Genomic DNA, 20,567 nt, shown 5'->3' on the forward strand with positions numbered 1-20,567 from the left:
ACGAACAACAACGCCCTCACCCGCGAAGGTGATGGCAATCAAAAAAGATTACGGGCTGATGTAGTCGTCAGCTATTGCTGGTCCGATTCTGCCAGGTCATCTTGGTCCTGGCCCAGGAGCGATAATTCCAACAATGCGTATCGGTGCTCAACGTAGTTATGTACGTTGTTGGCAACCGCCAGTTTGAACAGTGCCGTAGCGCTGTCCCTGTCCCCAAGACTTAGGTAATACTTACCTAAATAGAAGTTGGTTTCACTGAGATGCTCAGCGAGCGAGGTGTTATCCGTTGCGTCCGCCTTCAGGCGCTCCATTAACGTTTTTTCGTCAATGTTGCCTAAGTAGAACTCGACAATGTTCCATCCCCATTGCTCTTTATCCGATTTATCGAAGCGTTGCTTCAACGCGACTTTTGCCTGCTTCTCATCGAGCTTCTGCTCGGCAAGATAAAGCCACAGGCTGCGGAAAGGATCATTGGGATCGTCTTGATAAAACGCCAGCAGATCATCTTGCGCTAACTTCGCACGGCCACCGTAATAAAGCGCGATGCCGCGATTCAAGTGCGCATAATTGTAAGTTGGATCAAGCTCAAGTACAGAATCAAACGCTTCATAGGCAGCATCAAAATTGCCTGCCTGCGTTAAATAAATGCCTAAGTAATTGAATACTTCAGGCATATCGGGTCGGATTGCCAGCGCTTGCGAGAAATCGTTGCGCGCTAATGCCCTCAGACCGAGACTATCATACAACACTCCGCGCTCATATAAAAGCTGTGCGCGTTCGTCATCGGTTAAAGCCCGACTGGCAAGTATTTGTTCCATGCGCGCCAGGATTACTTCCTGCTGTAAAGTCGGTTGCAATGGCACCGCGAGGACTTCACTCTTACGCCAGGCAGAGTTGCTGCATCCTGCCAGCGTGAGTGCTGTCGCAACGAAACACCAGCGCAAAAAAGGCTTCATTTCCCACTCCCGAAGACAACAATTGGATGAACGTCCTGTCCCCCGCCTGCAAACAAGGCATCCCGCCAGCGAAATGTGCCCTCCGCAAGCGCGGAGGGCAAAAGGCAAACCTTACTCGCCCTGTTCCGCTGCCGGAGCTTCCGGTGCGGCGGCAGGCTGAGACTGCTCGGTTGCTTCTTTAATGCTCAGACGGATACGGCCCTGACGGTCAACTTCCAGAACTTTAACCGGCACTTCCTGATTCATCTGCAGGTAGTCAGTCACTTTCTCAACGCGCTTGTCGGCGATCTGGGAAATGTGGACCAGACCTTCTTTACCGCCACCGATGGCAACGAATGCGCCAAAGTCAACGATACGGGTCACTTTACCATTGTAGATACGACCGACTTCGATTTCAGCAGTGATTTCCTCGATACGACGGATAGCGTGTTTTGCTTTCTCGCCGTCGGTTGCTGCGATCTTCACGGTACCGTCATCTTCGATTTCGATGGTGGTGCCGGTTTCTTCGGTCAGTGCACGGATAACAGAACCGCCTTTACCGATAACGTCTTTGATCTTGTCCGGATTGATCTTGATGGTGTGGATACGCGGAGCGAACTGAGAAATATCGCCACGCGGTGCGTTGATCGCCTGTTCCATCACGCCCAGGATGTGCAGACGCGCACCTTTAGCCTGGTTCAGAGCAACCTGCATGATCTCTTTGGTGATACCTTCAATTTTGATATCCATCTGCAGCGCAGAGATACCGTCGCGGGAACCCGCTACTTTGAAGTCCATATCGCCTAGGTGATCTTCGTCGCCCAGGATGTCAGACAGAACAACAAAGTTGTCGCCTTCTTTCACCAGACCCATCGCGATGCCCGCTACGGCCGCTTTAATCGGCACGCCTGCATCCATCAGCGCCAGGGAAGCGCCACATACGGAAGCCATAGAAGAAGAACCGTTAGATTCGGTGATTTCAGAAACCACACGAACGGTGTACGGGAACTTGTCGCCTTCCGGCATCACTGCCAGCACGCCGCGCTTCGCCAGACGACCGTGACCAATTTCACGACGCTTCGGAGAACCGACCATGCCGGTTTCCCCTACGGAGTACGGAGGGAAGTTGTAGTGGAACAGGAAATTGTCGGTGCGCTCGCCCATCAGTTCATCAAGAACCTGTGCATCACGTGCGGTACCCAGGGTCGCGGTAACCAGCGCCTGAGTTTCGCCACGGGTGAACAGTGCGGAGCCGTGAGTACGCGGCAGTACGCCAGTGCGCACGTCCAGACCACGGATCATGTCTTTTTCGCGGCCATCGATACGCGGTTCGCCAGCCAGTACGCGGCTACGCACAACGTTTTTCTCGATAGCGTGCAGGATTTCACCCAGTTCGTTCGCGTCCAGGGTTTCGTCTTCAGCCACCAGCGTCGCGATGGTTTCAGATTTGATCACGTCAACCTGAGCGTAACGCTCTTGTTTGTCGGTGATGCGGTAAGCGTCGCTCAGGCGAGATTCAGCCAGTGCAGCAACGCGCGCGTTCAGCGCTTCGTTAACGGCTTCCGGCTGCCAATCCCAACGCGGTTTACCGGCTTCTTTCACCAGGTCGTTGATGTTCTGAATAACGATCTGCTGCTGCTCGTGGCCGAATACGACCGCGCCCAGCATGGTGTCTTCGCTCAGCAGTTCTGCTTCGGACTCAACCATCAGTACAGCGGCTTCAGTACCGGCAACCACCAGGTCCAGCTTGCTCTCTTTCAGTTCGTCCTGAGTCGGGTTCAGCACGTACTGGTCGTTGATGTAACCGACGCGTGCGGCACCGATCGGGCCGTTGAACGGAATACCGGACAGAGACAGCGCAGCGGATGCACCGATCATTGCCACGATATCCGGGTTAACCTGCGGGTTAACGGAAACGACGGTCGCGATGACCTGAACTTCGTTGACGAAGCCTTCCGGGAACAGCGGACGAACCGGGCGGTCAATCAGACGCGCGATCAGGGTTTCGCCTTCGCTCGGACGGCCTTCACGGCGGAAGAAGCTACCCGGGATACGGCCAGCAGCGTAGGTACGCTCCTGATAGTTAACGGTCAGCGGGAAGAAGTCCTGGCCTGGTTTCGCTTTTTTCTGACCCACAACGGTAACGAATACCGCAGTGTCATCCATGCTAACCATAACAGCGGCAGTCGCCTGACGTGCCATCATGCCGGTTTCCAGCGTAACGGTATGCTGACCGTACTGGAACTTACGAACGATCGGATTAAGCAAAATTCTATCCTTTCTTAATGAACGGCGGCACACCCTGTGGCGTGCCGGCCAATGAAACCGATCTTCTTTGCATCCTCGCGACTAATGACAACCCTAACCCGATGCGGGTAAAGCCTCTCATTAGCCGCGCGAACCTCTGCAATGAAGAATATGTACAACAACAATACATTATACCCGCTATCTTTCAAAATACTGCTGTGTTGGTAATTTCAGCTCAATTTTGTCTAAACGCATTGCAGACAAACGAGATTACCACAACACCAGGCAGCGTTTTGACGGGTACTCTTTCTGATAAATAGCGGTCGTCCGGTGGAAAAAAGGGGCCATAAAGGCCCCTCTTTCTGAAACTCGCTAGAGTTAGCGACGCAGACCCAGACGCTCGATCAGCGCGGTGTAGCGTGCAACATCTTTACGTTTCAGGTAGTCCAGCAGCTTACGACGCTGAGAAACCATGCGCAGCAGACCACGACGGCTGTGGTGATCTTTTTTGTGCTCTGCAAAGTGACCCTGCAGGTGGTTGATCTGTGCAGTCAGCAGTGCAACCTGAACTTCGGTGGAACCGCTGTCGTTCGCGCCACGACCGAACTCAGAAACGATTTGTGCTTTAGCTTCAACGCTTAGAGACATTTTGAACTCCAAATTTAAAAGAAAGAAAGGGTGCCGATCTCTAATTCAGCAGCCCCTGAGATAACGCTTGCCAATTGTTAAACAATTAAGCAGACGTTAAGCCGCGACATTCTACCCGCAGCGCTCTGTTATCGCAAGCCACACAATCTGACTTACTCGGTGTATTCGACCACCAGACGGCGCGGAGCCACGCGGCCTTCATCATCGATTTCACCCATTCCGAGGAATTTGCCTTCTTCGCCTTCCGTCACGCGCACCAGCCCTTCCAGCGGTGCGCCGGAGGTCCGTACCGGGTTACCATTTTTAAAGTAAACCGATGACGTTAAAGGAATATTCACAATCGGATAGTCCGAAGCGGGACTGTCCATCGGCATCAGTAACGGATCGAGTAGCTCCGCAGCCGGGATCCCCTGCTGCTCGGCCTGTTCAACCAGCTCGCGCAAATGCTCCAGCGTCACCATACGTTCGACCGGGTATTTGCTGACCGCCAGGCGACGCAGGAAAATCACGTGCGCGCCGCAGCCGAGCTTCTCACCCAGATCGTCAATAATGGTACGAATATAGGTGCCTTTAGAGCAGTGAATTTCCAGCTCCAGCTCGTGACCTTCATGGCGAATAAACAGCAGTTCGTAGACGGTAATCGGGCGCGCTTCGCGCGGCACTTCGATACCCTGACGCGCGTATTCGTAGAGCTTTTTACCCTGGTACTTCAGCGCCGAGTACATCGACGGCACCTGCTGCGTATCGCCACGGAAGCTTTCCAGCGCATCGGCCAGCTGCGCCTCGCTAAAGGTCACCGGACGCTCTTCCACGATCTGCCCATCGGCATCCGAGGTATCGGTACGCTGGCCTAAACGCGCAATCACCCGATAGCGTTTATCGGAGTCCAGCAGATACTGGGAAAACTTGGTGGCTTCACCGAGGCAAATCGGCAGCATACCGGTTGCCAGCGGATCCAGCGCGCCGGTATGCCCGGCGCGGTTGGCGTTATAAATACGCTTCACCTTTTGCAGCACATCATTGCTGGACGCACCCTGCGGTTTATCCAGCAACAGCACGCCGTGAATGTCACGGCCGCGACGACGAGGACGACTCATCAGTCCTCCTTGCTGTCGTCCGGGTTAACACGACGCTCTTCGTCATGCTTCACCACGTTGGTCACCAGGTTGGACATGCGCATACCTTCAACCAACGAGTTGTCGTAGAAGAAGGTCAGTTCCGGCACGATACGCAGGCGCATGGCTTTGCCCAGCAGCGAGCGAATAAAGCCAGATGCTTCCTGCAGCGCTTTGATGCCCGCTTTCACCGCGGCTTCATCCTGATCGTTCAGGAAGGTGACAAATACTTTGGCATAGGCCAGGTCGCGGGACATTTCAACGCCAGAAACGGTGGTCATCATGCCCAGACGCGGGTCTTTAATTTCGCGCTGCAGGATGATTGCGATCTCTTTTTGCATCTCCTGGGCCACGCGCTGCGGGCGACCAAATTCTTTCGCCATAATAAATTCTCCAGACAAAAAAGGGGCTATCAGCCCCTTTTGAAATTCATGCCGGGTGGCGCTTCGCTTACCCGGCCTACAATCGGCAATCTTAACGAAGATTAAGCGATGGTACGTTGGATCTCGATGATTTCGAACACTTCGATCATATCGCCAACGCGAACGTCGTTGTAGTTCTTCACGCCGATACCACATTCCATGCCGTTACGGACTTCGTTGACGTCATCTTTGAAGCGGCGCAGGGATTCCAGCTCGCCTTCGTAGATAACCACGTTGTCACGCAGAACGCGGATCGGGTTGTGACGTTTGATGGTGCCTTCGGTAACCATACAGCCCGCGATCGCACCGAATTTCGGTGATTTAAACACATCACGAACTTCAGCCAGACCGATGATCTGCTGTTTCAGTTCCGGAGACAGCATGCCGCTCATCGCCGCTTTCACTTCGTCGATCAGGTTATAGATGACGGAGTAGTAGCGCAGATCCAGGCTTTCCGCTTCGATCACTTTACGTGCAGAGGCATCAGCACGGACGTTGAAGCCAACCAGAATCGCGTTGGATGCCGCCGCCAGGGTTGCGTCGGTTTCGGTGATACCACCTACGCCAGAACCGATGATCTTCACTTTCACTTCGTCGGTAGACAGTTTCAGCAAGGAGTCGGAGATCGCTTCCACAGAACCCTGAACGTCGGCCTTCAGGACGATGTTCACTTCGTGAACTTCGCCTTCGGTCATGTTGGCGAACATGTTCTCGAGTTTAGATTTCTGCTGACGAGCCAGTTTAACTTCACGGAATTTGCCCTGACGATACAGCGCAACTTCACGGGCTTTCTTCTCGTCACGAACGACGGTCACTTCGTCACCCGCAGCCGGAACGCCGGACAGGCCGAGGATTTCCACCGGGATAGACGGACCTGCTTCCAGGACTTCCTGACCCAGTTCGTTACGCATTGCACGAACGCGACCGTATTCGAAGCCACACAGAACGATATCGCCCTTGTGCAGCGTACCTTCACGAACCAGTACGGTAGCAACCGGACCACGACCTTTATCCAGGAAGGATTCGATAACCGCGCCGCTCGCCATGCCTTTACGGACCGCTTTCAGCTCCAGAACTTCAGCCTGCAGCAGGATAGCGTCCAGCAGCTCGTCGATACCGGTACCGGCTTTCGCAGATACGTGAACGAACTGGCTTTCACCGCCCCACTCTTCCGGCAGGATGCCGTACTGGGACAGTTCGTTTTTAACGCGATCCGGATCCGCTTCTGGTTTGTCGATTTTGTTTACCGCAACCACAACCGGCACACCTGCCGCTTTCGCGTGCTGGATAGCTTCGATAGTCTGCGGCATCACGCCATCGTCTGCTGCAACAACCAGAACAACGATATCCGTTGCCTGCGCACCACGAGCACGCATAGAGGTAAACGCGGCGTGCCCCGGGGTGTCCAGGAAGGTGATCATACCGTTGTCGGTTTCAACGTGGTATGCACCGATGTGCTGGGTAATGCCGCCCGCTTCGCCAGAGGCTACTTTCGTGGAACGAATGTAGTCCAGCAGAGAGGTTTTACCGTGGTCAACGTGACCCATGATGGTCACAACCGGTGCGCGCGGTTCAGCCGCAGCGCCGGTGTCACGGTCGCTCATTACCGCTTCTTCCAGCTCGTTTTCACGACGCAGGATAACTTTGTGGCCCATCTCTTCGGCAACCAGCTGTGCGGTTTCCTGGTCGATGACCTGGTTAATGGTGGCCATGGCGCCCAGCTTCATCATCGCTTTGATGACCTGAGAACCTTTCACCGCCATCTTGTTAGCCAGTTCGCCAACGGTGATGGTTTCGCCAATCACAACGTCACGGTTAACGGCCTGAGCCGGCTTCTGGAAGCCCTGCTGCAGCGCGGAACCTTTACGCTGTTTGCCGCCTTTACCCCCGCGAACAGCGGCACGCGCTTCTTCACGATCGGCTTTAGATTCGGCGTGTTTGTTGCCTTTTTTCGCCGGGCGGGCGGCTTTCGTATTACGGCCACGACCACGACCACCTTCGACTTCACGGTCGTTTTCGTCTTCAGCCTGGCGTGCGTGCTGAGAAGTGGTGACGTGATAATCGCTGGTGTCTTCAGTTGGCTCAGCGGTATTCACACCGTTCTTCTCGTTTTCTTCTGCCATGCGGCGCGCTTCTTCAGCCACGCGGCGAGCTTCTTCTTCCAGCTTACGGCGGGCTTCTTCTTCCGCTTTACGCTTCAGCTCGGCAGCTTCATTTTCACGGCGGGCTTTTTCAGCCTGGGCGGTTTTGGTCATATCGTCGGTCTGTTGATTGCTCACTTTGTCTTTTTCCGCAGCTTCACGTTTCGCTTTATCAGCGGCTTCACGATTAGCTTTTTCTGCGGCCTCACGTTCAGCTTTTTGTTGCGCCTCGCGTTTAGCTGCTTCTTCAGCTTCACGACGGGCTTGCTCTTCCGCTTCACGCTGCGCCTGCTCTTCCGCGGCCAGGCGTTCAGCCTCTTGCGGATCGCGTTTCACAAAGGTGCGTGTCTTGCGGACTTCGATTTGTACCGATTTGCTTTTTCCACCGGTACCTGGAATGTTGAGAGTACTGCGCGTTTTGCGCTGCAAAGTCAACTTATCCGGCGCAGAACCGTTTTCGCGGTTCAGGTGCGCCAGTAAGGTTTGCTTCTCTTGTGCGGACACAGAGTCATCTGCAGACTTCGGGATACCCGCATCAGCAAATTGCTGTACCAGGCGATCCACCGAGGTCTGTATCTCTGCGGCCAGCGTTTTTACGGTTACATCTGTCATGCTGTTCCTTCCTGCTACAGTTTATTACGCTTCGTCGCCGAACCAGCAAATATTACGCGCAGCCATAATCAGCTCACCCGCTTTCTCGTCGGTTAACCCTTCGATGTCAGACAGGTCGTCAACGCCTTGTTCAGCGAGGTCTTCCAGCGTACAAACGCCACGAGCGGCCAGTTTGAAAGCCAGTGCGCGATCTAACCCTTCCAGGTTCAGCAGATCGTCAGCCGGTTTGTTATCACCGAGGCTTTCTTCCTGGGCAAGTGCCAGAGTGGTCAGGGCGTTTTTCGCACGTTCGCGCAGCGCCTCAACGGTCGCTTCGTCCAGACCATCAATTTCCAGCAGTTCTTTCATTGGCACATAGGCCAGTTCTTCAAGCGTGGAGAAGCCTTCTTCTACCAGCACGGTCGCGAACTCTTCATCAATATCGAGATATTTGGTGAAGGTATCGATCGCCGCGTGCGCTTCCGCCTGATGCTTCGCCTGCAGGTCGTCAACGGTCATCACGTTGAGTTCCCAGCCGCTCAGCTGAGAAGCCAGACGCACGTTCTGGCCGTTACGGCCGATCGCCTGCGCCAGGTTACCTGCTTCTACCGCGATATCCATGGTGTGCTTGTCTTCATCAACCACGATGGATGCCACATCAGCAGGTGCCATAGCATTGATCACGAACTGCGCCGGGTTGTCGTCCCACAGCACGATATCGATACGCTCGCCGCCCAGTTCGGTAGAAACCGCCTGCACGCGAGCGCCGCGCATACCTACGCAAGCGCCGACCGGGTCGATACGTTTGTCGTTGGTTTTTACCGCGATTTTGGCACGAGAGCCCGGATCGCGAGCGGCCGCTTTAATTTCAATCACTTCTTCACCGATTTCCGGCACTTCGATGCGGAACAGTTCGATCAGCATCTCCGGCTTAGAACGGGTGACGAACAGCTGTGCGCCGCGCGCTTCTGGGCGAACGGCGTACAGTACGCCGCGGATGCGGTCGCCCGGACGGAAGTTTTCACGCGGCAGCATGTCTTCACGCAGGATTACGGCTTCAGCGTTCCCGGCCATCCCTTCGGATTTCACTTCCAGAGAGATGTTGTCGCGGTTCACTTTCTTCACTACGCCAGTGACGATTTCGCCTTCCTGATCGCGGAACTGATCGACAACCATCGCGCGCTCGGCTTCACGGACCTTCTGCACGATAACCTGTTTTGCCGTCTGAGTCGTAATACGGTCAAAGGTGACGGATTCAATCTGATCTTCAACGTAATCGCCTACGTTCAGGCTTTCGTCTTCGAAGCGTGCCGCTTCGAGCGTAATTTCTTTGGTTGGCTGGGTAACTTCTTCAACAATGACCCAGCGACGGAAAGTATCGAAGTCGCCGCTGCGGCGATCGATTTCAACGCGTACGTCGATTTCCTGTTCGTATTTTTTCTTTGTCGCCGTTGCCAGCGCACTTTCCAGCGCTTCGAAAATCTTCTCACGCGGCAGCGCTTTCTCGTTGGAGACGGCTTCAACAACAGCCAAAATTTCTTTGTTCATCGGGGCCTTTCACCTCAATCCAGACTGTTAAAAGTGGGGAACCAGGTTCGCCTTCTGGATGTTACTCAGCGCGAACACTTCATCTTTGCCTTCGACTGTCACAGTGATCATCTCACCGTCTACCGCTTTGATAATGCCCTGCCATTTACGACGGTTCTGTACCGCCATGCGCAGGACCAGCGTCACCTCTTCACCCAGGAAACGCACATAGTGTTCCGCGGTGAACATCGGACGATCGAGGCCCGGAGAGGAAACTTCCAGGTTGTAAGCAACGGTAATCGGATCTTCAACGTCCATCACCGCGCTTACCTGGTGGCTCACATCAGCACAATCATCAACATTGATGCCATCTTCACTATCAATATAGATGCGCAGTGTGGATGTGCGACCGCGAATAAATTCGATGCCGACCAGTTCGTAGCCCAGGGCTTCAACCGGCGCTGTAATCATCTCTGTTAATTTTTGCTCTAATGTGGACAAACCCACCCCCAAGACATAAAAAAAGGGCCTAAAGCCCAGTTATTCTGTAGTCAGATAACAAAAAACCCCGATAAATCGGGGCTTTAGATAACTGAACCCTATAGCCGCAACTGCGGCCTGGAGAACCTTCCGAAAGAATTTTTTTTCAAATCCAGCTACGAAGGCCTAAGTCTTCACAGTATATTTGAAAATGAACTCTAAGGGAAAGTGGTTGCGGGGGCCGGATTTGAACCGACGACCTTCGGGTTATGAGCCCGACGAGCTACCAGGCTGCTCCACCCCGCGCCTGAAACGTGGCAAATTTTACGCGTTTTGAGTAAAAAATGCAAATAATGCTGGGATTTGGTACCGAGGACGGGACGTAAAACCGGCCTCCAGTATAGTGAGCATTATCACAACTTGTCAACCTCACATTCTATGCAGAAGAAATGCGCCGGCCATCGCGCTAAGGTACGCCTGACAACCTTCGCTGGCAGTGCGGATTTTTTGAATAAAAATGCATGAATGTCTTCCTGTCACAGATAAAACGTGATTAAATGAAAACTCATTTATTTTGCATAAAAATTCACTGACAGCGGAACGTAATTTCTCCTTCAGTCAATCAAGCAGGGTTTTACTTTATGACGACGATTCTCAAGCATCTTCCGGTAGGTCAACGTATTGGTATCGCCTTCTCTGGCGGTCTTGACACCAGCGCAGCGCTGCTGTGGATGCGACAAAAAGGCGCTGTCCCTTATGCATATACTGCAAACCTGGGTCAGCCGGACGAAGATGATTATGATGCAATTCCTCGTCGTGCTATGGAATATGGCGCAGAGAACGCTCGCCTGATCGACTGTCGTAAACAGCTGGTTGCCGAAGGCATCGCCGCTATCCAATGCGGTGCTTTCCACAATACTACCGGCGGCCTGACCTACTTCAACACCACTCCGCTGGGCCGTGCGGTTACCGGCACCATGCTGGTCGCCGCCATGAAAGAAGACGGCGTTAACATCTGGGGCGACGGCAGCACCTACAAAGGTAACGATATTGAGCGTTTCTATCGCTACGGCCTGCTGACCAACGCCGAGCTACAGATTTACAAACCGTGGCTGGATAGCGATTTTATCGATGAACTGGGCGGCCGTCATGAAATGTCAGAGTTTATGATCTCCTGCGGTTTCGACTACAAAATGTCCGTGGAGAAAGCCTACTCAACCGACTCCAATATGCTTGGCGCAACGCACGAAGCAAAAGATCTGGAATTCCTGAACTCCAGCCTCAAAATCGTTAACCCGATTATGGGTGTGAAGTTCTGGGACGAAAACGTAAAAGTGCCGGCAGAAGAAGTGACCGTGCGTTTTGAGCAGGGCCATCCGGTTGCGCTTAACGGTAAAACCTTCAGCGACGACGTAGAGATGATGCTGGAAGCCAACCGCATCGGCGGGCGTCATGGTCTGGGCATGAGTGACCAGATTGAAAACCGTATTATCGAAGCGAAGAGCCGTGGTATCTACGAAGCGCCGGGGATGGCACTTCTGCACATCGCTTACGAGCGTCTGCTGACCGGTATTCACAACGAAGATACCATTGAGCAGTATCACGCTCACGGTCGCCAACTGGGCCGCTTGCTGTATCAGGGCCGTTGGTTTGACTCCCAGGCGCTGATGCTGCGTGACTCTCTGCAGCGTTGGGTGGCCAGCCAGATTACGGGTGAAGTCACGCTGGAACTGCGCCGCGGTAACGACTACTCCATCATGAATACCGTGTCTGACAACCTGACCTATAAAGCAGAACGTCTGACCATGGAAAAAGGTGACTCTATGTTTAGCGCTGAAGACCGTATCGGCCAGCTGACTATGCGTAACCTGGACATTACCGATACCCGCGAGAAGCTGTTCGGCTACGCCCAGAGCGGGCTGCTGACCGCCTCTTCTGCAACCGGCCTGCCGCAGGTTGAGAATCTGGAAAACAAAGGCAAATAAGCCTGTGTAAACGCCATCAAGGGCCGCCTGTGCGGCCTTTTTTATTGCTATCGCCGCCGCCACTCTCCCGGCGTCAGGCCGTAGTACTTTTTAAAGCTTTTTGAGAATGAGGCCAGCGATTGAAATCCGCAGCGTTCGGCGATCGCCTCCACCCGCGCCTGTCGGTCCTGGTGAAGTAACCGCGCGGCCATCACCATACGCAGCTGCGTCAGCCAGGCCTGAGGTGTCAGGTGGTAGACGCGAGCAAAGTGGCGGGCAAACGTGGCACGTGATAAAAACGCCCGGGAAGCCATTGTCTCCATGGTCCACGGTTGTTCTGGTGCCGCGAGTACCGCAAGCACCGCGGGCATCAGTCGCTCATCGCTCATTAACCGTAGCAGTCCGCCCGGTGGTGCTTTCGCCGCCAGCAACGTGCGCATCAGTAGTACCAGCAGCGTATCGCCTAGGCTGCGTACGATAGCGGCAGCGCCCGGCCGCTCAGCCAGACTCTCACGAACCAATACGCTCAGCATCGTCTCCAGTTCAGGGCAGTCTTCCCGTTCGTGGGTATGCAGATGGATGAGTTCACTGTCTTCGCTGAACAGCCAGTTTACGTGCGGCCCGAAGTAGAACTCTCCGCACAGCATCTCCAGCGCATTGCTGTCTGATGCTGTGCGCATCTCGGTCAGCGTACCGTTAAAGCGATGGGCGACCGGCAGCACCTGCCCCCACTCGACCAGGCTTTCCATCAGATGTGGTGAACCGTGCGGCAGCAGGATAACGTCTCCCGTATGCATCTGACGCGTTTCCTTCCCCACGGTGAGTCGCCCCTCTCCGCGCAGTACAAAGTGCCAGGGAACGACGCCCGTCCGCATCTGGCTATGCCCCGCCTGCCAGCGTCCGCCAAAGCGGCAGTGCAGATTCACTTCACAGCGCGGTGCCAGCAGCGTTAAGAGATGGCTAAGACTGTCCATACAGCTCCTGAGACGATAAGACAAAAAGATGAGACGAATCGCGCCAGTCTATCACGTCAACCTGTCCTATGATGTTTCCATTGCCACAACAAACCCTCGAACGACAGGAGAAGATGATGAGCCGTTTAACAGACATTCGCGAACAAGATGCAACGGGCAAAGCCGCAGAACTTTTTAGCGGGATCAAAAAAGCAGTGGGTAAAGTACCGAACGCCTATCTGACCATTGGTGGGCATTCACCGGAGGCGCTGCAGCAGGCGCTGGCGCACAACGCCATGCTACATAAAGGCAGCCTGAACGCTAAAATGCTGGAAGCAATTAACCTGTCCGTGAGCGAAGCGACGCAGTGCGATTACTGCCTGGCGGCCCATACGCTGATGGCAAAAAAGGCGGGCTTTAGTAGCGAGCAGATCCACGCGCTACGTCGTGGAGAATACGCCGAAGATGCACAGCTTGATGCGCTGGTGAAATTTGCACAAACCCTGGTCACCACCACCGGTACGCTGCCGGAAGCCAACGTGACCGCGCTGAAACATGCAGGCTTCAGCGATCGTCAGATCGTTGAGATTATCAGCGCAATCAGCGCCATTCTGTTTACCAATATGGTGAACCGGGTGAACGACACGGTGGTAGATTTTCCTAAGGCGGATTAACCGTGTTTTGCGGGTAAGGGAGCTGCGGCCCGTATACCCCGAGGAAAGAAGGGATAAAAGATACGGACGAAAAAAAAGACGCTTTTCAGCGTCTTTCTTTCGGAATATTGGTACCGAGGATGGGACTCGAACCCACAAGCCCGTTAGGGCACTACCACCTCAAGGTAGCGTGTCTACCAATTCCACCACCTCGGTACAGAATACTTAGTGCGGGATATCGCTGGTCGGCTGAGCCGGTGCCGCTGGCTGAGTCGTTTGCTCAGTCTTCGGTGCAGTCAGGTTATCCCACTCACTTCCTTTATTGGTCTTGTTGCTGTTGATGTTACCCAGCACCAGACTGATAATGAAGAACAGCGTCGCGAACACAGCGGTCATGCGGGTCATGAAGTTACCTGAACCACTTGAACCAAACAATGTGCCGGAAGCGCCTGCTCCAAAGGAGGCTCCCATATCAGCGCCTTTACCTTGTTGCAGCATAACGAGGACCACAAGGCCAATCGCTACAATAAGGAAAACAACTAAAAGAGCTTCGTACATAATCAACCTGTTCCTTGCGGGAATGCCGCGTACCAAGTGCTTCGACCAATAAAGCGGGACATTTAAGTTTCCCACTGAAGCGGGTGTGAATACTAACCAAAGCGAATGACCTTCGCAAGGGCAATTTCCACACATTGTATCAACTGCGGAAAAAAACAGCAAAACTGTCTCGGTTAATGAGAAAAAGGCGGCAAGCGCCGCCTTTTTAATCACTTAGCCTGTCTGTCAGGCCGCTTTAACCGCGTCGGCGATGCGATGCGCAAGCTCGGTTACCTGCGCTTCATCTTCCCCTTCAACCATCACCCGAATCAGCGGCTCGGTGCCTGATTTACGCAGCAGTACGCGGCCACGATTACCCATCGCTGCTTCTGCCGCCAGGGCCGCCGCCTTCACCGCCTCGTTGTCCAGCGGGTTCGATTTGCCATCGGTATAGCGCACGTTTACCAGCACCTGCGGGAACATTTTCATACCGCTGCTCAGATCGTGCAGGCTCATGTGGTTACGCACCATGGCCGCCACCACCTGCAGACCCGCCACAATACCGTCGCCGGTCGTGGTTTTGTCCAGCAGGATCACGTGGCCGGAGTTTTCCGCACCGATGCGCCAGCCTTTCTCCTGCATTTTTTCCAGCACGTAGCGGTCGCCCACTTTCGCGCGGGTAAACGGAATGCCGAGCTGCTTGAGCGCCACTTCCAGCCCCATATTGCTCATCAGCGTACCAACAACGCCGCCGCGCAGCTGGCCCTGGCGCAGCGCTTCGCGGGCGATGATATACATAATCTGATCACCATCGATTTTATTACCCTGGTGATCAACCATGATGACGCGGTCGCCGTCACCGTCCAGCGCGATGCCCACATCGGCTTTCTCAGCCAATACGCGCGCCTGCAAAGCGCGGACGTCGGTGGCCCCCACTTCTTCGTTAATGTTGACGCCGTTCGGTTCGCAGCCGATGGCGATCACGGTGGCGCCCAGTTCGCGCAGCACATTCGGCGCAATGTGGTAGGTTGCGCCGTTGGCGCAGTCAACGACCACTTTCAGCCCGTTCAGGCTCAGCTCGTTCGGGAAGGTGCCTTTGCAGAACTCAATATAGCGGCCCGCCGCATCAACGATGCGGCTAGCTTTACCCAGCTCGGCGGAATCAACGCAGGTGATCTCTTTTTCCATCTCGGCTTCAATGGCCTCTTCCACTTCGTCCGGCAGCTTGGTGCCGTCGATGGAGAAGAATTTGATGCCATTGTCATAAAACGGGTTATGCGATGCGGAGATAACGATACCGGCTTCCGCGCGGAACGTGCGGGTCAGGTAAGCCACCGCCGGCGTCGGCATCGGCCCGGTGAAAGAGGCCGACAGCCCCGCGGCCGCCAGACCGGCTTCCAGCGCGGACTCCAGCATATAGCCTGAGATACGGGTATCTTTACCAATAATAATTTTACGCGATCCGTGGCTTGCCAGTACCTTGCCTGCCGCCCAGCCGAGCTTCAGAACAAAATCAGGGGTAATCGGCGCATCACCTACGCGACCACGAATCCCATCGGTACCAAAATACTTGCGATTACTCATAACGTTTATTTCCCTTCGCAGACAAGGTGGCCTCAACCACACGCATCGCTTCAACAGTTTCTTTGACGTCGTGGACGCGAACAATATGCGCGCCCTGCATGGCAGCAATCACCGCGCACGCCAGGCTGCCGCTAAGGCGCTCCGACGGCCCCACGTTCAGCAGTTGACCAATCATTGATTTACGCGACATGCCGACAAACAGCGGCAGGCCGAAATGATGGAACTCTGACAAACGCGCCAGTAATGCATAGTTATGGGACAGATTTTTACCGAAACCGAACCCCGGGTCGAGCAACAATTTATCTTTTGAGATTCCTGCCCGTTCGCAGCGGGCAATCTGTTCAATAAAATACTGATTTACCTCAGCAAAGACATCGTCATACTTCGGCGCATCCTGCATGGTTTTTGGGTTGCCCTGCATATGCATCAGCGAAACGGGCAGTCCGGTTTCGGCCGCAGCTTCGAGCGCGCCCGGCTCGCTGAGCGAGCGGATATCGTTAATGATGTGCGCTCCGGCACGGGCAGACTCACGAATCACTTCAGGCTTAGACGTATCGACAGAGATCCACACTTCAAAGCGCTGGGCGATCGCTTCCACCACTGGGATAACGCGATCAAGCTCTTCTTCCACGCTCACGTCCAGCGCGCCCGGGCGAGTGGACTCGCCGCCTACGTCAACGATGGTCGCGCCCGCGTTAATCATCAGGTTCGCATGTTTCACCGCCTCAACCAGCGTATTGTGCGTGCCACCGTCGGAGAAAGAGTCCGGCGTGACGTTGAGGATCCCCATCACGTGTGGATGGGAGAGATCCAGGATGGAGCCCTGGGCGGTGAGTTTCATATCGAATCCTTTTAATTATTGATTTCTGAATATAAAAAACCCCGGGGCAAGCCCCAGGGTTTCAGGTACAACGCAGTCTTCCACGGGGGAGAACTTATTTGTCGCCCAGCTGCTCTGACATGGTGCCAGAGTCCGGCGCACGTGGTTCATCAACCGGACGCGGCGCACTTGGTTTACCGGTGCTGCCCGAGTTGTTGTTGGATGAACCCGGTTCTTCCCAACCTGCTGGCGGACGCACGTCGCGGCGAGCCATCAGGTCGTCAATCTGCGGTGCATCGATGGTCTCATATTTCATGAGCGCATCTTTCATGGCATGCAGAATGTCCATGTTGTCGTTCAGAAGCTGGCGCGCGCGGTTGTAGTTACGTTCCACGAGCGACTTCACTTCCTGGTCGATGATACGCGCGGTTTCATCGGACATATGTTTCGCTTTCGCGACGCTACGGCCCAGGAATACTTCGCCCTCTTCTTCTGCATACAGCAGCGGACCGAGTTTGTCGGAGAAGCCCCACTGGGTGACCATGTTACGCGCCAGGTTGGTCGCGACTTTAATGTCGTTCGACGCACCGGTGGATACATGCTCAACGCCGTAGATGATCTCTTCCGCCAGACGACCGCCGTACAGGGTCGAGATCTGGCTTTCCAGCTTCTGACGGCTGGCGCTAATCGCATCGCCTTCAGGCAGGAAGAAGGTTACACCCAGCGCACGGCCGCGCGGGATAATCGTTACTTTGTGCACCGGATCGTGTTCCGGCACCAGGCGACCGATAATCGCGTGGCCCGCTTCGTGATACGCGGTAGATTCTTTCTGCGCTTCCGTCATCACCATGGAGCGACGTTCCGCACCCATCATGATTTTGTCTTTCGCTTTCTCGAACTCAACCATCGACACAACGCGTTTGTTGCCACGAGCAGCAAACAGCGCCGCTTCGTTCACCAGGTTCGCCAGGTCTGCACCGGAGAAGCCCGGAGTACCGCGAGCAATGATTGCCGCATCGATATCCGGCGCCAGCGGTACGCGACGCATATGCACTTTCAGAATCTGTTCACGACCGCGAACGTCTGGCAGACCGACCACAACCTGACGGTCGAAACGGCCTGGACGCAGCAGCGCCGGGTCAAGTACGTCTGGACGGTTAGTTGCCGCGATAACGATGATACCTTCGTTACCTTCGAAGCCATCCATCTCAACCAGCATCTGGTTCAGCGTTTGCTCACGTTCATCGTGACCACCGCCCAGACCTGCGCCACGCTGGCGACCGACGGCGTCGATTTCATCGATGAAGATGATGCACGGTGCTGCTTTCTTGGCCTGTTCGAACATGTCACGCACACGAGATGCGCCGACGCCCACGAACATTTCCACGAAGTCAGAACCGGAAATGGTAAAGAACGGCACCTTGGCTTCGCCGGCAATGGCTTTCGCCAGCAGCGTTTTACCGGTACCCGGAGGACCGACCATCAGGACGCCTTTCGGAATCTTACCGCCCAACTTCTGGAAACGGCTCGGCTCACGCAGGTATTCAACCAGTTCGCCCACTTCCTCTTTCGCTTCGTCGCAGCCCGCAACATCGGCAAAAGTGGTTTTGATCTGATCTTCCGTCAGCATGCGCGCTTTGCTCTTACCGAACGACATGGCACCTTTGCCACCGCCGCCCTGCATTTGACGCATGAAGAAGATCCAGACGCCGATAAGCAGCAGCATCGGGAACCAGGAAATGAAGATCGACGCCAGCAGGCTCGGCTCTTCTGGCGGCTCGCCAACCACTTTGACGTTTTTCGTCAGCAGGTTATCAAGCAGCTTCGGATCGTTAACCGGGATGTAGGTCGTGTAACGGTTACTATCTTTCTTGGTAACGTTGATCTCACGTCCGTTGATACGCGCTTCGCGAACCTGGTCGTTATTGACCTCTTGCAGGAAGGTAGAATAATCCACCTTATGGCTGTTCGATTCGCTGGGCCCAAAGCTCTGGAATACTGACATCAGCACAACGGCAATGACCAGCCAGAGTATTAGGTTTTTCGCCATGTCACTCAAGGGATTAACCTCTTATTACAACTGTGTTAAAAACAGCGTCAGGATACTCTATATCCAGTTTCTTTCAAAACTTTCGTTTGAAAAACCACCGTCTATGATTTTCGCCCGGTCGCTACAATGTACACTTCGCGTGAACGCGCACGCGAAGAGTCCGGCTTACGAACTTTAACCTTCGTAAACAGGGAGCGAATTTCCCTTAGATACTCATCGAAGCCTTCGCCCTGGAACACCTTCACTACAAAACTTCCGCCTGGCGCAAGCACATCACGCGCCATTTCAAGCGCCAGCTCCACCAGATACATGGCCCGGGGAATGTCTACCGCCGGCGTTCCGCTCATGTTTGGTGCCATATCTGACATGACAACTTGTACTTTACTGTCACCCACGCGTTCGAGTAATGCCTGCATGACGAGTTCATCACGAAAATCGCCCTGAAGGAAGTCCACACCAACGATTGGATCCATAGGTAAAAGATCGCAAGCGATGATGCGGCCTTTGCCGCCAATCTGCGTGACCACGTACTGTGACCAGCCTCCTGGCGCAGCACCGAGATCGACAACCGTCATCCCCGGCTTAAAAAGTTTGTCACTTTGCTGTATTTCATCAAGTTTAAACCAGGCACGGGAACGTAACCCCTTTTTCTGTGCCTCTTGAACATATTTATCGCTAAAGTGTTCCTGAAGCCAGCGGCTTGAGCTGGCAGAACGCTTTTTACCTGTCATTTAACATTCCCATCGGGACAGTTCATCGTAACCTTTTGGCGTAAATTTCTACGCGCCATTTGGCGATATATGGGAGATGGCGGTAGAATGACCCGTTTTCAATCCCAACGTAAGCAAAAATATACGATGAATCTGAGTACTAAACAAAAACAGCACCTGAAAGGTCTGGCACATCCGCTCAAGCCGGTAGTTATGCTTGGCAACAATGGTTTGACCGAAGGGGTACTGGCCGAGATTGAACAAGCGTTAGAGCACCATGAACTTATCAAGGTGAAAATCGCCTCGGAAGATCGCGAGACCAAAACCTTGATCGTGGACGCTATCGTGCGCGAAACCGGCGCCTGTAACGTACAGGTCATCGGCAAAATGCTGGTGCTTTATCGCCCTGGTAAAGAACGCAAAATCTCGCTGCCACGTTAAGAATATCCTAATTTCTGACACAACATTGTGTTAAATGAGGGTTTTCCTTTACGAGGGCTAGCAACATGCCACGCTCTTATGCTTGATAAAAGGCCGCTATGCGGCCTTTTTCTTATCTTTACACTCAGTCAACATTTTCAGTGTTGAACAAAATTTACAGATAATCCACTTTGATGATTTCGTACTCAACTTCACCACCCGGCGTACGGATAGTCACGACATCGTCCTGTTCTTTGCCGATCAGGCCGCGGGCGATAGGTGAGTTCACAGAAATCAGATTCTGTTTGAAGTCAGCCTCATCGTCACCGACGATGCGATAGGCCTGCTCTTCATCGTTGTCCAGATTCAGTACCTTCACGGTAGAACCGAAAATGACGCGGCCGTTATTCGGCATTTTGGTGATGTCGATAACCTGCGCGTTGGACAGCTTCGCTTCGATATCTTTGATACGACCTTCGCAGAAGCCCTGCTGCTCACGAGCAGCATGATACTCCGCGTTCTCTTTCAGGTCGCCGTGCTCGCGCGCTTCGGCGATGGCCGCAATAATCTCTGGGCGACGTACGGACTTCAGAAAATCCAGTTCTTCACGCAGTTTTTCTGCACCACGAAGGGTCATCGGAATAGCTTGCATTGTTATACCTCTTGAACATTCCTGTTGGGAGCGGTTAGCCCCGCTCCGGCTACTCAGCCCGCCTGGGTTGCTATCAACGCCAGGCCAGAAGCAAAAGAAAACCGACCCGGGTACAAAG

Annotated in this window: 18 protein-coding genes and 2 tRNA genes; 3 read left to right on the forward strand and 17 right to left on the reverse strand. The window is 54.1% G+C overall.

Annotated elements, in window-relative coordinates; all coding sequences use genetic code 11:
* Nucleotides 1-71: 71 nt before the first annotated feature.
* The 9 genes from nlpI to V6942_RS11670 form a co-directional block, all read right to left on the reverse strand.
* Nucleotides 72-956, reverse strand: coding sequence for a lipoprotein NlpI (gene nlpI, locus V6942_RS11630; RefSeq protein ID WP_106927212.1), 885 nt, complete (start codon nt 954-956; stop codon nt 72-74).
* A 111-nt stretch (nt 957-1,067) separates the two neighbouring features.
* A complete protein-coding gene (gene pnp, locus V6942_RS11635) occupies nt 1,068-3,203 on the reverse strand; it encodes a polyribonucleotide nucleotidyltransferase (RefSeq protein ID WP_106927214.1) in 2,136 nt (711 codons plus the stop codon).
* 357 nt (nt 3,204-3,560) lie between these two features.
* Nucleotides 3,561-3,830, reverse strand: a complete 270-nt coding sequence (rpsO, locus tag V6942_RS11640; protein ID WP_035891092.1) for a 30S ribosomal protein S15 — start codon at nt 3,828-3,830, stop codon at nt 3,561-3,563.
* Between the two features lie 152 nt (nt 3,831-3,982).
* Nucleotides 3,983-4,927: a tRNA pseudouridine(55) synthase TruB gene (truB, locus tag V6942_RS11645; RefSeq protein ID WP_106927216.1), complete on the reverse strand. Its 945-nt coding sequence runs from the start codon at nt 4,925-4,927 to the stop codon at nt 3,983-3,985.
* Nucleotides 4,927-5,328 (reverse strand): 30S ribosome-binding factor RbfA, encoded by a 402-nt coding sequence (gene rbfA, locus V6942_RS11650; protein WP_106927218.1) that lies wholly within the window; start codon nt 5,326-5,328, stop codon nt 4,927-4,929. The genes truB and rbfA overlap by 1 nt, the downstream gene beginning before the upstream one ends.
* 101 nt (nt 5,329-5,429) lie before the next feature.
* A complete protein-coding gene (infB, locus tag V6942_RS11655; RefSeq protein ID WP_106927220.1) occupies nt 5,430-8,120 on the reverse strand; it encodes a translation initiation factor IF-2 in 2,691 nt (896 codons plus the stop codon).
* A gap of 24 nt (nt 8,121-8,144) precedes the next feature.
* Nucleotides 8,145-9,647, reverse strand: coding sequence for a transcription termination factor NusA (gene nusA / locus V6942_RS11660; protein WP_106927222.1), 1,503 nt, complete (start codon nt 9,645-9,647; stop codon nt 8,145-8,147).
* Between the two features lie 27 nt (nt 9,648-9,674).
* The gene (rimP, locus tag V6942_RS11665) at nt 9,675-10,127 is read right to left on the reverse strand and encodes a ribosome maturation factor RimP (protein ID WP_064541967.1); all 453 of its coding nucleotides are present in this window, start codon (nt 10,125-10,127) and stop codon (nt 9,675-9,677) included.
* A 208-nt stretch (nt 10,128-10,335) separates the two neighbouring features.
* A tRNA-Met gene (locus V6942_RS11670) sits at nt 10,336-10,412 on the reverse strand.
* A gap of 335 nt (nt 10,413-10,747) precedes the next feature.
* On the opposite strand from V6942_RS11670, the gene argG reads away from it, so the two are divergent.
* On the forward strand, nt 10,748-12,091 hold the full coding sequence (gene argG, locus V6942_RS11675) for an argininosuccinate synthase (protein WP_106927224.1): 1,344 nt from the start codon (nt 10,748-10,750) through the stop codon (nt 12,089-12,091).
* A gap of 47 nt (nt 12,092-12,138) precedes the next feature.
* On the opposite strand, the gene V6942_RS11680 is transcribed toward argG, so the two are convergent.
* Nucleotides 12,139-13,044, reverse strand: a complete 906-nt coding sequence (locus tag V6942_RS11680; RefSeq protein WP_333501276.1) for an AraC family transcriptional regulator — start codon at nt 13,042-13,044, stop codon at nt 12,139-12,141.
* A 116-nt stretch (nt 13,045-13,160) separates the two neighbouring features.
* On the opposite strand from V6942_RS11680, the gene V6942_RS11685 reads away from it, so the two are divergent.
* Entirely contained in the window at nt 13,161-13,697 is a 537-nt protein-coding gene (locus V6942_RS11685) for a carboxymuconolactone decarboxylase family protein (RefSeq protein ID WP_182929954.1), read from the forward strand.
* Between the two features lie 108 nt (nt 13,698-13,805).
* Here V6942_RS11685 and V6942_RS11690 read toward each other — a convergent pair.
* The 6 genes from V6942_RS11690 to rlmE all read right to left on the reverse strand — a co-directional run bounded on the left by V6942_RS11690 (nt 13,806) and on the right by rlmE (nt 19,398).
* A tRNA-Leu gene (locus tag V6942_RS11690) sits at nt 13,806-13,892 on the reverse strand.
* 9 nt (nt 13,893-13,901) lie between these two features.
* Nucleotides 13,902-14,234 (reverse strand): preprotein translocase subunit SecG, encoded by a 333-nt coding sequence (secG, locus tag V6942_RS11695; protein ID WP_106927230.1) that lies wholly within the window; start codon nt 14,232-14,234, stop codon nt 13,902-13,904.
* 225 nt (nt 14,235-14,459) lie between these two features.
* Complete coding sequence (gene glmM / locus V6942_RS11700; RefSeq protein WP_106927232.1) at nt 14,460-15,797, reverse strand: phosphoglucosamine mutase; 1,338 nt, start codon at nt 15,795-15,797, stop codon at nt 14,460-14,462.
* Nucleotides 15,790-16,638 (reverse strand): dihydropteroate synthase, encoded by an 849-nt coding sequence (gene folP / locus V6942_RS11705; RefSeq protein WP_106927234.1) that lies wholly within the window; start codon nt 16,636-16,638, stop codon nt 15,790-15,792. Before folP ends, glmM begins: the two co-directional genes overlap by 8 nt.
* Before the next feature lie 94 nt (nt 16,639-16,732).
* Nucleotides 16,733-18,667 carry an ATP-dependent zinc metalloprotease FtsH gene (gene ftsH / locus V6942_RS11710; RefSeq protein ID WP_106927236.1) on the reverse strand — a complete coding sequence of 645 codons (1,935 nt, stop codon included), beginning with the start codon at nt 18,665-18,667 and terminating at the stop codon, nt 16,733-16,735.
* A gap of 101 nt (nt 18,668-18,768) precedes the next feature.
* Nucleotides 18,769-19,398, reverse strand: coding sequence for a 23S rRNA (uridine(2552)-2'-O)-methyltransferase RlmE (rlmE, locus tag V6942_RS11715; protein ID WP_064541917.1), 630 nt, complete (start codon nt 19,396-19,398; stop codon nt 18,769-18,771).
* Nucleotides 19,399-19,524: 126 nt separating this feature from the next.
* On the opposite strand from rlmE, the gene yhbY reads away from it, so the two are divergent.
* Nucleotides 19,525-19,818, forward strand: a complete 294-nt coding sequence (gene yhbY, locus V6942_RS11720; RefSeq protein WP_024133059.1) for a ribosome assembly RNA-binding protein YhbY — start codon at nt 19,525-19,527, stop codon at nt 19,816-19,818.
* 154 nt (nt 19,819-19,972) lie between these two features.
* Here the strand turns inward: yhbY and greA are convergent, their stop codons facing one another.
* Complete coding sequence (greA, locus tag V6942_RS11725) at nt 19,973-20,449, reverse strand: transcription elongation factor GreA (RefSeq protein ID WP_333501277.1); 477 nt, start codon at nt 20,447-20,449, stop codon at nt 19,973-19,975.
* Nucleotides 20,450-20,567: the final 118 nt, after the last annotated feature.

Origin of the sequence: Kluyvera genomosp. 2 (genome assembly GCF_036759865.1) — a bacterium.
GTDB lineage: Bacteria > Pseudomonadota > Gammaproteobacteria > Enterobacterales > Enterobacteriaceae > Kluyvera > Kluyvera ascorbata_B.

Excerpts from the sequence above, each read along its gene's own strand:
- rbfA (WP_106927218.1), bottom strand. The coding sequence starts at position 5,328 with ATGGCGAAAGAATTTGGTCGCCCGCAGCGCGTGGCCCAGGAGATGCAA.
- glmM (WP_106927232.1), bottom strand. The coding sequence starts at position 15,797 with ATGAGTAATCGCAAGTATTTTGGTACCGATGGGATTCGTGGTCGCGTA.
- nusA (WP_106927222.1), bottom strand. The coding sequence starts at position 9,647 with ATGAACAAAGAAATTTTGGCTGTTGTTGAAGCCGTCTCCAACGAGAAA.
- argG (WP_106927224.1), top strand. The coding sequence starts at position 10,748 with ATGACGACGATTCTCAAGCATCTTCCGGTAGGTCAACGTATTGGTATC.
- folP (WP_106927234.1), bottom strand. The coding sequence starts at position 16,638 with ATGAAACTCACCGCCCAGGGCTCCATCCTGGATCTCTCCCATCCACAC.
- V6942_RS11680 (WP_333501276.1), bottom strand. The coding sequence starts at position 13,044 with ATGGACAGTCTTAGCCATCTCTTAACGCTGCTGGCACCGCGCTGTGAA.
- rlmE (WP_064541917.1), bottom strand. The coding sequence starts at position 19,398 with ATGACAGGTAAAAAGCGTTCTGCCAGCTCAAGCCGCTGGCTTCAGGAA.
- infB (WP_106927220.1), bottom strand. The coding sequence starts at position 8,120 with ATGACAGATGTAACCGTAAAAACGCTGGCCGCAGAGATACAGACCTCG.
- ftsH (WP_106927236.1), bottom strand. The coding sequence starts at position 18,667 with ATGGCGAAAAACCTAATACTCTGGCTGGTCATTGCCGTTGTGCTGATG.
- greA (WP_333501277.1), bottom strand. The coding sequence starts at position 20,449 with ATGCAAGCTATTCCGATGACCCTTCGTGGTGCAGAAAAACTGCGTGAA.
- truB (WP_106927216.1), bottom strand. The coding sequence starts at position 4,927 with ATGAGTCGTCCTCGTCGTCGCGGCCGTGACATTCACGGCGTGCTGTTG.
- V6942_RS11685 (WP_182929954.1), top strand. The coding sequence starts at position 13,161 with ATGAGCCGTTTAACAGACATTCGCGAACAAGATGCAACGGGCAAAGCC.
- rpsO (WP_035891092.1), bottom strand. The coding sequence starts at position 3,830 with ATGTCTCTAAGCGTTGAAGCTAAAGCACAAATCGTTTCTGAGTTCGGT.
- yhbY (WP_024133059.1), top strand. The coding sequence starts at position 19,525 with ATGAATCTGAGTACTAAACAAAAACAGCACCTGAAAGGTCTGGCACAT.
- secG (WP_106927230.1), bottom strand. The coding sequence starts at position 14,234 with ATGTACGAAGCTCTTTTAGTTGTTTTCCTTATTGTAGCGATTGGCCTT.
- nlpI (WP_106927212.1), bottom strand. The coding sequence starts at position 956 with ATGAAGCCTTTTTTGCGCTGGTGTTTCGTTGCGACAGCACTCACGCTG.